The organism is Kitasatospora sp. NPDC058046 (assembly GCF_042885595.1).
GTDB lineage: Bacteria > Actinomycetota > Actinomycetes > Streptomycetales > Streptomycetaceae > Kitasatospora.
The window spans coordinates 1-12,149 of record NZ_JBHVRS010000011.1 but is presented as its reverse complement, the minus strand read 5'-3'; the positions used below and the strand labels follow the sequence as shown (position 1 = coordinate 12,149).

The 12,149-nt window shown below is 74.7% G+C and carries 13 protein-coding genes; 7 read left to right on the top strand and 6 right to left on the bottom strand.

Annotation, left to right across the window (positions count from 1 at the left end):
• Positions 1–173: 173 nt before the first annotated feature.
• Positions 174–653, top strand: coding sequence for a DUF6343 family protein (locus ACFVU7_RS22470; RefSeq protein WP_388046677.1), 480 nt, complete (start codon positions 174–176; stop codon positions 651–653).
• Between the two features lie 137 nt (positions 654–790).
• Positions 791–1,015: a hypothetical protein gene (locus ACFVU7_RS22465; protein ID WP_049656887.1), complete on the top strand. Its 225-nt coding sequence runs from the start codon at positions 791–793 to the stop codon at positions 1,013–1,015.
• Positions 1,016–1,182: 167 nt separating this feature from the next.
• On the opposite strand, the gene ACFVU7_RS22460 is transcribed toward ACFVU7_RS22465, so the two are convergent.
• Positions 1,183–1,419, bottom strand: a complete 237-nt coding sequence (locus ACFVU7_RS22460) for a DUF6296 family protein (RefSeq protein WP_388046675.1) — start codon at positions 1,417–1,419, stop codon at positions 1,183–1,185.
• A 258-nt stretch (positions 1,420–1,677) separates the two neighbouring features.
• Between ACFVU7_RS22460 and ACFVU7_RS22455 the strand changes: the two genes are divergently transcribed.
• Both ACFVU7_RS22455 and ACFVU7_RS22450 read left to right on the top strand, forming a co-directional pair.
• Positions 1,678–2,943: an AI-2E family transporter gene (locus ACFVU7_RS22455; protein ID WP_388046673.1), complete on the top strand. Its 1,266-nt coding sequence runs from the start codon at positions 1,678–1,680 to the stop codon at positions 2,941–2,943.
• 282 nt (positions 2,944–3,225) lie between these two features.
• Positions 3,226–3,975 (top strand): sigma 54 modulation/S30EA ribosomal C-terminal domain-containing protein, encoded by a 750-nt coding sequence (locus tag ACFVU7_RS22450; RefSeq protein WP_388046671.1) that lies wholly within the window; start codon positions 3,226–3,228, stop codon positions 3,973–3,975.
• A gap of 107 nt (positions 3,976–4,082) precedes the next feature.
• On the opposite strand, the gene lpdA is transcribed toward ACFVU7_RS22450, so the two are convergent.
• Both lpdA and ACFVU7_RS22440 read right to left on the bottom strand, forming a co-directional pair.
• Positions 4,083–5,489, bottom strand: a complete 1,407-nt coding sequence (gene lpdA / locus ACFVU7_RS22445; protein WP_074003526.1) for a dihydrolipoyl dehydrogenase — start codon at positions 5,487–5,489, stop codon at positions 4,083–4,085.
• A 266-nt stretch (positions 5,490–5,755) separates the two neighbouring features.
• Positions 5,756–7,414, bottom strand: coding sequence for a M28 family peptidase (locus ACFVU7_RS22440; protein WP_388046669.1), 1,659 nt, complete (start codon positions 7,412–7,414; stop codon positions 5,756–5,758).
• 153 nt (positions 7,415–7,567) lie between these two features.
• Between ACFVU7_RS22440 and ACFVU7_RS22435 the strand changes: the two genes are divergently transcribed.
• Positions 7,568–7,744, top strand: coding sequence for an antitoxin (locus ACFVU7_RS22435; RefSeq protein ID WP_049656309.1), 177 nt, complete (start codon positions 7,568–7,570; stop codon positions 7,742–7,744).
• A gap of 54 nt (positions 7,745–7,798) precedes the next feature.
• On the opposite strand, the gene ACFVU7_RS22430 is transcribed toward ACFVU7_RS22435, so the two are convergent.
• Positions 7,799–7,975 carry a hypothetical protein gene (locus tag ACFVU7_RS22430; RefSeq protein ID WP_388046667.1) on the bottom strand — a complete coding sequence of 59 codons (177 nt, stop codon included), beginning with the start codon at positions 7,973–7,975 and terminating at the stop codon, positions 7,799–7,801.
• 75 nt (positions 7,976–8,050) lie between these two features.
• On the opposite strand from ACFVU7_RS22430, the gene ACFVU7_RS22425 reads away from it, so the two are divergent.
• Together ACFVU7_RS22425 and ACFVU7_RS22420 are read left to right on the top strand one after the other, a co-directional pair.
• A complete protein-coding gene (locus ACFVU7_RS22425; protein WP_388046665.1) occupies positions 8,051–8,641 on the top strand; it encodes a TetR/AcrR family transcriptional regulator in 591 nt (196 codons plus the stop codon).
• Positions 8,638–10,134 (top strand): MFS transporter, encoded by a 1,497-nt coding sequence (locus ACFVU7_RS22420; RefSeq protein ID WP_388046664.1) that lies wholly within the window; start codon positions 8,638–8,640, stop codon positions 10,132–10,134. Before ACFVU7_RS22425 ends, ACFVU7_RS22420 begins: the two co-directional genes overlap by 4 nt.
• Positions 10,135–10,166: 32 nt before the next feature.
• On the opposite strand, the gene ACFVU7_RS22415 is transcribed toward ACFVU7_RS22420, so the two are convergent.
• Both ACFVU7_RS22415 and ACFVU7_RS22410 read right to left on the bottom strand, forming a co-directional pair.
• Positions 10,167–10,694: a DinB family protein gene (locus ACFVU7_RS22415; protein WP_074003529.1), complete on the bottom strand. Its 528-nt coding sequence runs from the start codon at positions 10,692–10,694 to the stop codon at positions 10,167–10,169.
• Complete coding sequence (locus tag ACFVU7_RS22410; RefSeq protein ID WP_388046662.1) at positions 10,645–12,051, bottom strand: MATE family efflux transporter; 1,407 nt, start codon at positions 12,049–12,051, stop codon at positions 10,645–10,647. The genes ACFVU7_RS22415 and ACFVU7_RS22410 overlap by 50 nt, the downstream gene beginning before the upstream one ends.
• Positions 12,052–12,149 lie beyond the last annotated feature (98 nt).

Here is a 12,149-nt window from a genome sequence, read left to right as displayed (position 1 = left end):
CATCGGGCGGGCCATGCCCCGGTGAACAGCGGCCGAATCCGCCGGGCTTCGGGGCTCGGGCGGCGGGCGACGGTGGGCATCGGCGGGCCGGTGCTCCGCGGGCGTGTGCCGGCGCCGGAACCGGGTAGGCGCGCCGACGGAACACAACCGGCCGAATCCGTTCGGGGGCCGTCATGGCCGTACGACCCAGCCCAGACCTGCCGCACGCGGGCGGGGCCCGCCGCCGGAGCGGCGAGCGCCACGACTTCCCGCACACCCCGCAGGGCCCCGGCCGGACGATGCCCCAGCTCCGGCCGCAGGAGACGGTACGCCGGGGCACCGAGCCGGTGACCGCCCGATCGGACCTGGAGCTGCGGCGGGTGCTCTCCCGGGTCTTCCTCGTCCTGTTCCTCGGCGGGGCGGTGGCGTTCGCCGTGCTGGCCGCGCTGGCCGGCCCGGGCCCCGCGCCCAACCAGGGGACCTACGCCTTCTTCGCCGCCCTGTGCGCCGGGTTCGCCGGCATCACCGCGCTCGACCTGCTGGTGATCCGGCGCCGCATGGCCGCCGGCCAGGGCCGCGACCGGGCCGACCGGGCCGGCACCCCGACAACCACGGCCTCAGGAATCAGGCCTCCCGGGCCTCCAGGACACCCGGGCCCCCACCGGCGGGACTGAGCGTGCGGCCCCCGACCGTCGCCCGCCCAACCGTCACCGGCGCCTCAACCATCCCACCGGGTCTGGCCCGGTGGCCGTTCGGCAGACCGCGGGTTTGCATGGAGTCACCGAGCCCCCAGCGATCCGGAGGTAGCGCCGTGTACGAGATGTGGGCCGAGCACGACCCAGCGGTCTCCCCACCCGCCGTGGTGTGGCACGTGGTGGCCAAGGACGACGCGAGCTCCTCGCTGTGCGGGCGGTTCCTGGAGCCCTCCCAGCGCGTCGTCCCGGTGGGCGACGGCGCCGGTGCGGCCGGGCCGGACCGGTACTGCGACCCCTGCCTGGTCACCGTGCGCGAGGCCTTGGCCGCCAGCGCTCGGTGACCTTGTCGTTGCGACCTCCGCCCTCCGTCGCCTTCCTCTTCCTCTCGACACGCGTCGTGGCCGTGTGCGCTCGGCCACCTGCCCACGACCACGCGCTCACGGCCCACGTGTTCACGACGACGCGCTCTCGGTTCACGACGAGGTGCTCACGGCTCACGACGAGGTGCTCACGGCAGCGGCACCGCCATCAGGCAGGGGTGCCGCCTGCCCGTTGTGGGAGCCGCCAGGACGGTGGCCACTCCGCCGGTGATCTCCACCCGAAGGTCGCCGTCCGAGCTCTCCCAGACCAGGCCCCCGCCGGGCCCCACGGCCTGCGTCTCGTACACGACGACGACGGACGGTGGAGCGTGCCCGCCGATCGGGCCGGGGAGCGTCACCGCGTAGCGGCGGGTGAGGCTTCTCATCTCGGCCTCCTTCTCCCCCCTCCCTGCGCCATGGATTCTCCCCCCATCCAGCCGCTTGTACACGGAGGACCATTGCCCTTCCCGGGGCGACTGGTGCCGTTCCCGTGTCTGCCCGGGCCCGGCACGCCCGCGCGCCGACGCGGCCGGCATGCCGCTGTCCGGGTGACGGGACCCGGCGGCGCCGCAGGGCGAACCGTCGCGGCATGGGTCATCGTGACGTGAGAGGACGACACCCGGCCGAGCCCGAGGAGACCGCCCGTGGGAGTGAACGGCGCCGGACCGGACCGGCGGCCCGTGCCGCTGGGCAGCCGCCGTCCCCGGGTGTCGGCGCGCCGGACCCGGACGGGGGCTCCGGGCCCGGGCCCCGACCCGTATCCGTCCGGGGAGCACGTCCCCTCCGGACTGCGGACGACGGCCGGGTACACCTGGCGGCTGGTGCTGCTCGGGCTCGCCGCCTACCTGGTCGTCGACGTCCTCGCCCGGCTCGAACTGCCGGTCGTCGCGCTGTTCGTAGCGCTGGTGATCACCTCCGTGCTGCGCCCGCCGGTCGACCTGCTGGCCCGCGGCATGCCGCGCTCGCTCGCCGTCCTGGTCGTCCTCCTCTGCGCCCTCGCGGTCGTCGGCGGGGTGCTGGCGCTGGTCGGCACCACCGTCGCCGACGAGTGGGGCCGGCTGGGCAACGAGCTGCGCGGCGGCCTCTCCCGGATCGACCACTGGCTCACCGGCGCCCCCTTCCACCTGCGGCCCGGCACCGTCACCGACCTGCGGGCCAAGATCGGCGCGTTCATCTCGGCCCACCGCTCCACCCTGCTCAGCACCGCGCTGAGCGGCGCCGGCCGGATCGTCGAGCTGGTCACCGGGCTGGCGCTCGCGGTGTTCTGCTCGGTGTTCTTCCTCCACTCCGGCGACCGGATGTGGTCCTGGGCGCAGCGGCAGCTGCCGGTCCGGAGCCGTTCGGCCTGGGACCGCGCCGGCCGCGCCGCCTGGCTCACCTTCGCGGGCTACACCCGGGGCGTGCTGATCGTGGCGGCCTCCAACGCGGTGCTGGTGGGCATCGCGCTGGCGATCCTGCGGGTGCCGCTGGTCCTGCCGCTGATGGTGCTGGAGTTCGCGGCGACCCTCATCCCGCTGATCGGTTCCCCGATCGCCCTGGCGGTCGCCGCCGTGGTCGCGCTCGCCGCCCGGGGGCCGGTGATCGCGCTGCTGGTGCTCGCGCTGATCGTGGTCATCGGCCAGATCGAGGGGCATCTGCTGCATCCGCTGGTGCTCAGCTGGTCCGTCCGCATCCACCCGGTGGTGATCGCGGTGTCGGTGGCCGGCGGCGCGGTGCTGGCGGGGGTCCTGGGCGCGGTGGTGGCGGTGCCGGTGGTGTCGGTCGGCTGGGCGGTGCTCGGCGAGCTGCGCACCCGCGGCACGCCCGACCTCCCGGGGGCGCAGGCCGCTGCGGCGGGCGACCGGCCCGGCCGCGGAGCGGACCGGGGTCGGCGCCCGGAGCCGGGCGGGGGCGGCCGGCCCGGCGGGTGAGGGCGCGGCGCCTGTTCGTCACAGGCCCGGCTCGTCGTCGGGCTCCCGGTCCGCCGTCGGCAGCCGACACCGGCAGCGCGCCACGCTCCCCCGTGCCGGCGCCTACCAGCCCGGGCACGGTGCCTCTCCCATCCCGTTCACCGGCGGCACGGGTCGCCCTCCCCACCGCCCGGCTGGTCCGCCCGGCCCCCCGCAGTGGGGCCGTTGGGCCCTGGCCGCGCGGCCGGGGGCCCGGGATCCTGGTCGCCGGTATGCGCCGGCTGGGAGTGGAAGGGCCTGGGGATGGGCGAGTTGGTCACGGTGAGGGCGTTCGAGGGGCTGACCGGCGAGGTCCTGGCCGAGACGCGGGCCCGGGTGGCCGCCGCGGCGGCGGCTCCGGGGGTCGGGACGCTGGTGGAGGCCCTGCGGGTCCGGCTCGCGGCCGTCGCCGGGGGCGTGCTGGCGCAGGTGAACGCCGAGGTGGACGGTCGGCGGATCCGCGTCCAGGAGGCCGCGGCCGGGCTGGGCGACTCGATCGACCGGGTGAGTGACGCGCTGCGCGGCAGGATCAGGGCCGTCACCGGGGCCTGGGCGCCGCGCCCCTGGCCGGGCCACCGTGCGCCGGACTCCGGTGGGCCGGCCTCCGGCGGGCCGGGCGGCGGGGCCGTCCGCGAGCTCCGGGTGGTCCGCCGCAAGGAGCCCTCGCTGGTGTGGTGCTCGCCGGCGGCCGCCGCCCGGACCATGGACGCGATGGACTACGACATCCACCTGTTCACCGATCCGGCGACCGAGACCGACGCCGTGGTCTACCGGGTCGGGCCGACCGGCTACCGCCTCGCCCGTACCGTCCCCGCCGGTCCGCCCGGCCGCCGGACCTCGCCGATCACCCTCAGCCCGCACGGCGCGCCCCGGCTGACGGAGGCGCAGGCCGTCGACCGGCTGGCGGGCGCGGAGCTGCCGTTCCTGTTCTTCGCCCACCCGGTCAGCGGCCGGGGCCGGGTGCTCTACCGCCGCTTCGACGGCCGGCTCGGCCTGATCGCCGGGCACGCCTGACGGCCACGGGGCCCTTTCCAGCACCCCTGGCCCTTGGGCGGAACCGCGCCGCGCCCCCGCCGAGCGGTCGCTCGACGGGGGCGCGGCGTGCGCTCGGGGAGGGCGCGTCACATGTTGATCATGTGACCGGCGAGGCCGTGGATGGCCTCCTTGACCGCCTCGCCCAGGGTCGGGTGGGCGTGCACGTTGCGGGCGACCTCGTGGACGGTCAGGTCCCACTGCTGGGCCAGCGTCAGCTCCGGCAGCAGCTCCGTGACCTCGGGGCCGATCAGGTGGGCGCCGAGCAGCTCGCCGTGGGTGCTGTCGCTGATGACCTTGACGAAGCCGATCGGGTGGCCGAGCCCGTGCGCCTTGCCGTTGGCGGTGAACGGGAACTTGGCGACCTTGACGTCGTAGCCCAGGTCGCGGGCCTGCGCCTCGGTGTAGCCGAAGGAGGCGATCTGCGGCTGGCAGTAGGTGGCGCGCGGGATCATGGCGAAGTCGACCTCCATGGTCTCCGCCCCGCCGATGGTCTCGGCGGCGATCACGGCCATCGTCTCGGCGGCGTGCGCGAGCATCAGCTTGGCGGTCACGTCGCCGATCGCGAAGATGTGCTCGACGCTGGTGCGGCCGCGGCCGTCCACCGCGATGGCGTTGCGGTCGGTGAGCTTGACCCCGGTGTTCTCCAGGCCGTAGCCGTTGACCCGCGGCGCGAAGCCGATCGCCTGGAGCACCTTGTCGGCCTCCAGCACCTGCTGCTGCCCGTCCTTGGTGACGGTGACCCGCACCTTGGCGTTCGGGTCGCTGTCGTCGATCGACTCGACCCGGGTGGAGGTCAGCACCTCGATGCCCAGCTTGCGGTACTGCTTGGCCAGTTCGGTGGAGACCTCGACGTCCTCCAGCGGCACCACGCGGTCCAGGAACTCGACGATGGTGACCTTCACGCCGTAGTTGTGCAGCACGTAGGCGAACTCGACGCCGATCGCGCCGGCGCCCGCGATGATGATGCTCTCCGGCAGCTGCTCGGTGAGGATCTGCTCCTCGTAGGTGACCACGCGGTCGCTCAGGCTGGTGCCGGGCAGCAGGCGGGTGGTGGCACCGGCGGCGATGACGCAGTGGTCGAAGGTGACGACGTCGAAGCCGCCACCGCTGAGCGCCACCTGGAGGGTGTGGTCGTCGACGAAGGTGCCCCAGCCGTCGTACTCGGTGATGCCGTTCTTCTTCATCAGGTAGTGGACGCCCTTGACCCGGCCGTCGGCCACCGACCGGCTGCGCCGGAAGGCCTCGCCGAAGTCGAAGGTCACCTGGCCCTCGACCTTGATGCCGAAGGTCTTGGCCTCCTTGGTGAAGATGTGGGCGAGCTCGGCGTTGCGCAGCAGGGCCTTGGAGGGGATGCAGCCGACGTTGAGGCAGACGCCGCCCCAGTACTTGGCCTCGATGACCGCGACCTTCAGCCCCAGCTGGGCCGAACGGACGGCGGCGGTGTAGCCGCCCGGGCCCGCGCCGAGGACGACGACGTCGTAGTGCGTGCTCATGTTGCTGACTCCTCCGAGGGTGTCACGGTGTCGTGATCTCGGTCCCATGGTGTCAGGACCGTGCTCGGCGCACCCACCGGGTCTCGGCGGATGCGCCCCGCGCGGCACCGTACCGGCCCGCGGCCGGATTTGTCAGTGCTCTCCGCTACGGTGACGGCACCCGTGGCCACCAGGGCCGATGACGGAGGGAGGTCCCGGATGGAGCAGTCGCGTACGGCGGTCGGGTGGGCCCGCCGGCCAGGGGTGGCGGTGGGCCCACCCGGGCGTCAGGCCGCCACGCCGTGGGAGCGGTCGCCGTTGGTGCCGCCGATACCCGTCGCGCCCGCGCCGGCGCCGGGCGCCGCCTTCACGGCCGGGCGCTGGGCCGGGACGGGCCGGTGCAGCGAGGAGAGGTCCCAGGCGTAGGTGCCGACGGCGTTCGCGATCACGTCGATGTTGACGTCGAAGGCGCCCATGTCGATGTTGCCCAGGTTGTCGCAGGCCTTGTGGTAGCACGGGTCGTACGCGACGCCGGCCGTGCCTCCGTAACGGGCCGCCTGCTCCGGGGACTTGACCTTCTCGGCACCGGTGTCGGTGCCGCCGGCCGGGATGCCCGCGTCGATGAACGGACCGTAGTCGGAGCGGCCGTCGAAGGCGGTCGGGTCGTGCGGCAGGCCCCGGCCCTCCAGGTAGCCGTTGATGTCCCGCTCCAGCTGGGCCGAGCCCTCGGGGCCCGCGTCCCCGCCGGCGCTACCGGAGCCGTTGTAGACGAACTGCGCGTAGTTGGGGGAGGCGATCATGTCGAAGTTGAGGTAGAGGCTGATCTTCTTCTTCTCCGCTTCGGAGAGGGAGTTCACGTACTTCTCGGCGCCCTTGAGGCCGAACTCCTCGGCCGACCACCAGGCGAACCTGACCTTGTTCTTCACCGGGTGGACGCTGAGGTTCCTCGCGACCTCCAGGATTCCGGCCGTGCCGGAGCCGTTGTCGTTGATGCCCGGCCCCTCGGGGACGGAGTCGAGGTGCGCGCCGACCATCACGGTGTGGTTCGGGTCGCCGCCGCGGGTCTCGGCGATGACGTTCCAGGTCTTGCGCTGCTCCATGAAGGTGCGGATGTCCAGGGTCACCCGGACGGGCCCGGCGGCGGCCTGGGCGGCCAGCGCCTCGCCCGCGGCCTCGGTGATCCCGCCGGTCGGGATCCTCCCCGCCGTCGGCTCGCTGAGCGTCCCGTTGAGGCTGCCCTCGGTGTTGTTGTAGATGATCGCCCCGGCCGCCCCCGCGCCGGCCGCAGCGGCCTGCTTCTCGGCGAAACTGCACCCGCCGCGCCGGATCAGGGCGATCTTGCCGGTGAAGGCGCCCGCCGGGTAGTCGGCGGGCGTGCAGCCGGTGGTGGCGCCGACCGGAGCGACCGCCAGGTCCGCGGTCAGGCCCGCCTCCGGACCGCTCACCGAGTACGTCATGGCGATCACCGGCACCGACTCGGCCTTCGGGGAGACCACGTCGAGGTGCTCGGAGCGGGCCTCGAAGTAGGTGTAGACGAACTCCTGCTTGGACACGTTGAGTCCGGCCCGCCGCGCCTGCTCGTAGACGTACTGCGCGGACTGGTCGTGCCCCTTCGAACCGGCCGGCCGGGTACCGCCGTTGCGGTCCGCGATCAGCTGGAGCGCGGCCAGCGTGGCCCGGGCGTCCCGGGCGCTGCTCGCCTCGACCAGCCGGGAGGCCAGCTTGGCGCCCTTGCGCGCCGGGTCCGGGTCGGCCGAGGCGCTGCCGGCGCCGGCCAGCAGCAGCGGGGCGACCAGGGCGGCGACGGTCAGGGCGGCGCCCGCACTCCGCCGGGTGGCGGCGGTTCGCGGGCGTCCTGGGGAGGTGGCGCGGTCGTACGGGGTGGAACGGGCGGGCGAGGAGGTGGAACGGTCGAGCGGCGAGGTGGAGCGACGGGTGCGCAGCATCAGGGCGACTCCTTCCGACGGGCCGTGAGGGTCATGATTGGACATGATCGGAATCCCGTTGCCAAGCCTTTACGCACACCTTGCGGGATGCGGACCGCAGCGCACGCGGCGATATTGGAGGGGTGGGGGCGTCTCATCCAGGAGTGTGACCAGATGTCCATGATGGATAAGCTCAAGAGCCTGCTGAAGGGCCACGAGGACCAGGCCGACAAGGCCGTCGACAAGGCGGGCGACGCCGTCGACCAGCGCACCGAGGGCAAGTACAGCGGGCAGGTCGACGCCGCCCAGGAGCAGCTCAAGAACCAGTTCCGCGACCAGCCGCCCCAGTAGCGGCGGCTCCGCGGGGCGCCGGCCCGGCTGACCCCGGCCGGGCCGGGGTCGGTCTCAGTCGCCTGACCCGTCGCCCTGCCCGTCGTCCTGCGCGTCCACACCGTCAGTGTCGTCCGCGCCGCAGTTCTCGCAGGGGCCCGGGCCGGTCCGCTCGCGCAGTCGTCCGCACTCCGGGCACACCCGGTCCAGCCAGCAGGCCGGCTCGCCGCCTTCGTCCACGTGATCGGTCACGCGATCGATTCTGCCCGGGCATCGGTGCGGCCGCGAGTAGACACTGTCTACGCGCAGCTGGTAGACAGTGTCCTCATGACCGAACAGGAGCAGGACCTGCGGGCCCGACTGGTGGCCGCCGGCGTCGAGTTGGTGGCCGAGGGCGGCGTCCAGGCGCTCGGCCTGCGCGAGATCGCCCGCCGCGCCGGGGTCTCGCACGGCGCGCCCCGCCGCCACTTCCCCACCCACCGCGAACTGCTCGCCGCCATCGCCCAGCAGGGCTTCGGCAGGCTCACCGACACCCTCGCGGGCGCCGACGCCCTCACCGCCGCCACCGGCGCCGACGCGCGCACCCGCCTCGACGCGCTCGCCCGCGCCTACCTCGGCTTCGCGGCCGCCAACCCCGGCATGTTCGAGCTGATGTTCCGTCACGACCTGCTGGAGGGCAGCGGCGTCGAACTCCGCCGCACCACCCTGCCGCTGTTCCTCACCTTCGTCGGCCTGGTCACCGAGGTGCACCCGCAGTCCGACGATCCGGCCGCCGCCACCGCCGCCCTCTGGTCCAACCTGCATGGCCTCGCCCAACTGCGCACCTGGGGCAGCCTGCGCCTCATCACCGGCGACGACTCCGTCGAGCCACTGCTGCGCGCCACGCTGGACGCCCACCTCGGCCCCTCGGCCCGGTGAACCCGCCACGGCACCACCGGGGGCTCGTCCTGGCCGCGAGCATCACCGGCGCCGTCCTGGTCGCCGTCGACGGCACCGCGCTGACCGTCGCCCGGCCGGCCCTCCAGCACGACCTGCACGCCTCCGTCGCCGCCGTCCAGTGGGCCAGCACCGGCTACCTGGTCACCGTCGCCGCCCTGCTGGTCTTCGCCGGCCGCCTCGGCGACCGGTACGGGCACCGGCGGGTCTTCGCGCTCGGCGTGACCGGCTTCGCCACCGCCTCGCTCGGGATCGCCGTCGCACCCGGCATCGGCTGGGTCGTCGCGCTGCGCGTCCTGCAGGGCGCGGCCGGCGCGCTGCTGCAACCGGCCACCCTGGGCATGCTGCGGGCCGCCTGGCCCGCCGACCGCCTGGCCGGCCCGATCGCGATCCGCACCGCCGCCATCGGGCTCGCGGCGGCGGCCGGACCGCTGGTCGGCGGCGCACTGACCGCGCACCTCGGCTGGCGGTCGGTCTTCCTGCTGGGCCTGCTGCCCGCCGCGGCCGCCCTCCTGGCGGCCCTCGCGGTACCGGCCGGAGCCGGATCGCCCGACACCCGATCCCCGGCCGCCGAGCGCGGCAACCGGCACGGCAGCGAGCACGACGGCCGGCACGGCAGCCGGCTCGACCTGCCCGGCGCCGCCCTGCTCGCACTCGCGCTGGCCCTCCTGGTGCAGAGCCTGGTGACGCTGCCGGACACCGGCCGACCGCTCGTTCCGCTGCTCGGCCTCACCGCGGCCGGAGTCCTCGCCCTCGTCCTGGTACGCCACGAACGCCGGACCGCCGACCCCCTGCTGCCGCCCGCGCTGCTCCGCTCCACGGCCGTCGCGCCGCCCCTCGTCGTCCTGCTGGCCGCCTCCGCCGCGCTCCAGGGAACGCTCTTCCCGGCCACCTACTACCTCCAGGACGTGCTCGGGCTCGACCCCCTGCGGAGCGCCCTGCGGGCGGTGCCGCTCGCGGTGACGATGATCCTCGCGGCGCCCGGTTCCGCCTGGCTGGCGAAACGTCACGGCGAGCGGGCGGTGGTGCTGCCGGGAATGGCCCTGATCACCACGGGAGCGCTGCTCACGGCACTTCTCGGCACCGGCACCGGCACCGGGACCGGGACGCTCGCGATCGGCGGCTGCTTCGCGCTGCTCGGCACCGGCTTCGGTGCGGTGATGGCCACCGCCACCACGATGGTGGTCCGGGGCGCGGCCGCCGCCCGGGCCGGGGTCGCGGGCGGCCTGCAGCAGACCGTGCTGAACATCGGCCCGGCGCTGGGCATCGCCCTGGCCACCGCCGCCGCCGGCCGTACGGACCCCGGCACAGCGCTCGCGCCGTCCGCGCTGACCATGGCGGCGGTGGCCGGCGCGGGGACGCTGCTCGCCGCGCGGCTGACCGGACGGGCGGCCGGACCGACGGCCGGTGGGGCTGCCGACCGGGCCGCCGGTCCGGCGTCGGGCGCGCGGCCGGAGTCCGCCGGTCGGCGCTGAGCAACGCCCGTGCCGTCAGACCCCGGTTTGGTTCACACCCCGGTGGCGCCGTCGACGGACTCCCGGAGCAGGTCGGCGTGGCCGTTGTGGCGGGCGTACTCCTCGATCAGGTGCACCAGGATCCAGCGCAGCGAGACGCTGTCCGCGCCGATCACCGCGGCGACCTGCGGGGAGAGCGGGCCGGCCGCCTCCAGCGGCTTGTCCGCGGTCAGCTCCCGGCCCCGGTCGACCTCCGTCTGCCAGTCCCGCAGCGCCTCGGCCATCCCGCGCTCCGGGGCCAGCCCGTAGCCGTCGGCGTTGTCCGCGCCGTACACCGGCGGGACGTCCTGCCCGGCGAACACCCGCTGGTACCAGGTGCGTTCGACCTCGGCGAGGTGCTGTACCAGTCCCAGCAGGGTCATCGTGGACGGTGGGACGGACGCCAGCCGCACCTGGTGGTCGTCGAGGCCGTCGGCCTTCCGGGCGAGCGTGGCCCGCTGGAAGTCCAACCAGTTCTCCAGCGTGGTGCGTTCATCGGTGTGCGGGGGCGGGATCGGCCGCCCGTCCGGGGTGTGTGCCATGGCCCCCACCCTGGCACACACCACCGACAGTCCCGCGCGGACTCCGCGACCGTGTCAGTGTGGCGAGCAGCGCGAGCTGCACGGCCGCGCCCACCGCAGGCCCGAGCCACACCCCCGACACCCCCAGCGGCCCGGACAGGGCCGCCGAGGCGGCGAGTTGGGCCCCGAGACCGAGCAGGACGGAGACCACCAGCGGGCGCCCGGCGCCCGCCGCCTGGTGCACTCCGCCGACCGCCACCACCAGCGCGTACGGCAGCAGGTAGAGGGCCGCCGAGCGCAGGAAGCCGACGGACTGCGCGGCCACCGCCCGGTCCTCGGTGAAGAGCGCGGTCAGCGGCACGGCGAGCGTGACGGCGAGCAGCGCCGCCACCCCACCGAGCAGCGCGGCGAGGCGTCCGGTGGCGCGGCGCAGGGTGTGCAGCGCGGCGACCTCTCCCGCGCCGGTCAGCCGTGCCGCCTCGATCGCGGCGGCCTGGCGCAGGGCGTAGAAGGCCATGGTGGCGACGAGCAGGACGCGGTAGCCGAGGCCGTAGCCGGCCACCGCCGCGACGCCGAAGCCCGCGACCAGGCCGAGTTGGGCGGTTCCGACGGCCATCCGGGCGGTGAAGTCCAGACCGAACGGTGCGCCCGCGCGCAGGATCCGTACCGCCGCCGCGCCCGCTCCCCCGGTGCCGCCGGGGTCCTGCGGCTGCGGTTCCTCGCGTCTCACCGGCTTCCGTAGTCGCCGCCGTCGCCGCACTCGCAGGGTGACGGCGAGGGCGATCGCCCGGGAGAGGACCAGGGCCAGGGCGGCGCCCGGCACGCCGAGGGCGGGCAGCGGCCCGGGGCCGAGGATCAGCAGGGGGTCGAGGAGGAGCAGCAGCGCGTTGGAGAGCAGGGCGATCCGCATCGGGGTGCGGGTATCGCCCGCGCCCTTGAACAGCTCGTCGGCGACGCGCTGGCCGACGAAGAGCGCGAAGGCCGGGAACGCGACGGCGAGGTAACCGGCGGCCTGTTCGGCGGCTTCGCCGTCCAGGAAGGCGCCTGCCAGCCGGTCGCGCAGCAGGAAGCCGGGGACGGCGAGCGCCGCGCTGACGGCGGCACAGAGCCGCCAGGCCGCGTGGGTGGTCCGGGCGGCTTCGGCGTGGTCGCCGGCGCCGAGGGCGTGGGAGAGCCTGACGCTGGTGCCGGAGGCGATCACCAGGACCAGGCCGAGCAGCAGGTTCTCGACGGTGCCGGCCAGGGTGACGGCGGCGACCGCGGCCCCGCCGAGACCGGCCACCCAGAGGGCCCCGATCACCGAGGCGATCACCCCGGACAGCAGCTCCGCGTAGACGGGTACCGCCAATGCCGCGAGTCGGCGCAACTGGCCGCGCATGCCCTTCCATACCTTTCTTCGTGGGATCGTTCTGGTCATTCGTAAGATCAGGGCACCCAGGGATGCCGGGTGTGGCTGTCATGTCATTGCCGCGTCCG